The sequence below is a fragment of the Tolypothrix sp. VBCCA 56010 genome (genome assembly GCF_050875635.1).
Lineage (GTDB): Bacteria > Cyanobacteriota > Cyanobacteriia > Cyanobacteriales > Nostocaceae > Hassallia.
This window is the reverse complement of the sequence record NZ_JBPAOH010000312.1, coordinates 1-2426: the sequence shown is the minus strand read 5'-3', so window position 1 is coordinate 2426 and position 2426 is coordinate 1. Positions and strand designations below refer to the sequence as shown.

Sequence of the window (2426 nt, the reverse complement as noted above, 5' to 3'; positions counted from 1 at the left end):
TTGGTGCGAATCGTTGGCTAGAAACTAAAGCCCACATGGACTTGGAGGATTAGCCGCAAGGTACAGAACCTTGACAACTGAATGACCATGTAGGTGAGAGTCATCAAATTCTCAAATCCTACCCCGCAGGTGCAGCGGTGAAAGCATCACCCCCAGGTTTGCGACTAGTCCTCAACGCCTGAAGCGGGGTGAAAAGGTGTTATTACTGACAGCCTAAGTCGGTAAGCATCGAGCAAAGTACCCATGAGTAAAGCCTCGGCTTGAAGATGCGTTTGAATCGTCGTTACTGGGAACCAGCGAAATAAGGCTAAATGCGCTGGAGCCAAAAGGCACAGGATAAGGAGTTGGCAAGTCAGTTTTTGACCAACAAGCACTTCCAATAAACCCGGCGAAAAGTATCACACTAAAGGTACATAGTATGGTCATTCGGAACGAGATAACCTTTCGTTTGCTCTCAGGTGGTCGAATACCTGAGCAGGTGCTAACCGCAAGCAGCGGATAGGTGAGATTGAGTCAGAAGCGAACGTCTGGGGTAATTCCCAGGATATGCAGACAGACTTACGGTGATTTGGAAGATAAAGTCTCAAGTAGTGAGTATAAATGTCTAAAACACAGTCTCAACTGATGGTAGAATGGCACGAGATTAACTGGCGCAAGCTAGAGCGTAGCGTGTATAAGCTCCAAAAGAGAATTTATCGAGCCTCTCAGCGTGGTGATGTGAAAGCATTCCGCAGACTCCAAAAAACGTTGATGAAGTCTTGGTCAGCAAGAGCTTTATCGGTTCGTAGAGTTACCCAGGATAACCAAGGAAAAAAGACGGCAGGTGTGGACGGGCAAAAAAGCTTGACCCCAAAGCAACGTCTTGACCTAATAAGTTCAATGAAACTGGGTTCCAAAGTTAGCCCTACCCGGAGAGTATGGATTCCCAAACCGGGGACAGAAGAGAAGCGACCTTTGGGCATACCTACAATGAAAGACCGAGCCTTGCAAGCGCTGGTCAAAATGGCATTAGAGCCAGAATGGGAAGCGCGATTTGAACCTAACTCATATGGGTTCAGACCTGGACGCTCATGCCAAGATGCGATAGAGGCTATATTTAGCGCAATTAGGTTAAAACCTAAATTTGTGTTAGATGCCGACATATCAAAATGTTTTGACCGCATCAACCATGAAGCACTGCTTAGAAAATTAAATACATTTCCCACCATCCGCCGACAAGTTCGAGCATGGTTAAAAGCGGGAGTGATGGACAAAATGCAGCACTTCGAGACATCTGAGGGAACGCCACAGGGCGGGGTAATTTCTCCGTTACTAGCAAATATAGCCCTACATGGAATGGAAGAACGAATCAAACAGTATGCAGAAACTCTGCCTACTCGAAGTGGTCATGGTAAACGGGACAACCGTAGAAGCCTTAGCCTGATTCGGTATGCCGATGATTTCGTGATTCTCCACGAAAACATAACCATAGTCCAAAGATGTAAAGAGATTATCTCTGAATGGTTAAAAGGCATGGGTTTGGAACTAAAACCCAGTAAAACGAGACTCGCTCATACTCTCACACAGTACGAGAAAGAAAAACCAGGATTTAACTTTCTTGGTTTCACGATACAACAATTTCCAACAGGAAAGTATCACTCAAGGCAGGGTTTTAAAACAATCATCACCCCAAGCAAGCAGAAGCAAAAGGTACATTACGAACAAATTTCAAGTGTTATCGAAAATCATAAGGCAGCACCGCAAGCGGCGCTAATTAGCCATTTAAACCCAATCATTAGGGGATGGGCTAATTACTATGCGACTGTTGTAAGTAATGTAGCTTACACGGACATCGATGACCTCACGTACCAAAAGTTAATCGCTTGGGCAAAACGCCGCCACCCTAGAAAAAACGGGGAATGGGTGTCAAAGAAATATTGGCAATCCATAGGCGGTGACAACTGGGTATTCGCAACCTTGAAGGAGGGTTTAACCCCACTTCGGTTATTAAACCATGCCGAAACTCCAATAGTTCGTCATGTGAAAGTCAAAGGCGAATCGTCACCATACGACGGAAATCTGGTTTATTGGAGTACAAGAATGGGTAAAAACCCGGAAATGCCATTTAGAGTGGCAACACTCCTGAAAAAGCAAAAAGGGAAATGTACCCATTGCGAATTGTTTTTCCGTGAAGACGATGTAATGGAAGTTGACCATATCATCCCAAAATCAAAAGGTGGAAAGGATGAATACAAAAATCTTCAACTTTTGCATAGACATTGCCATGATACAAAGACCGCCAATGATGGCAGTTTCGGCAACCAATCTGGCTGTAACAGTGCCAAGCCTAAGCCCACCAAAAGACTCGAAAGAGTCGAGGACAAATGGGTAATGAGGTATGCGTGACAAGCACCAAACCATTGAGGAGCCGTGTGACGCGAAAGTGT

1 protein-coding gene is annotated in these 2426 nt (G+C 45.1%); it reads left to right on the top strand.

The window, feature by feature from the left end:
- The first annotated feature begins 600 nt into the window (after positions 1-600).
- On the top strand, positions 601-2385 hold the full coding sequence (ltrA, locus tag AABK37_RS41070; RefSeq protein WP_432557123.1) for a group II intron reverse transcriptase/maturase: 1785 nt from the start codon (positions 601-603) through the stop codon (positions 2383-2385).
- The last annotated feature ends 41 nt before the right edge of the window (positions 2386-2426 follow it).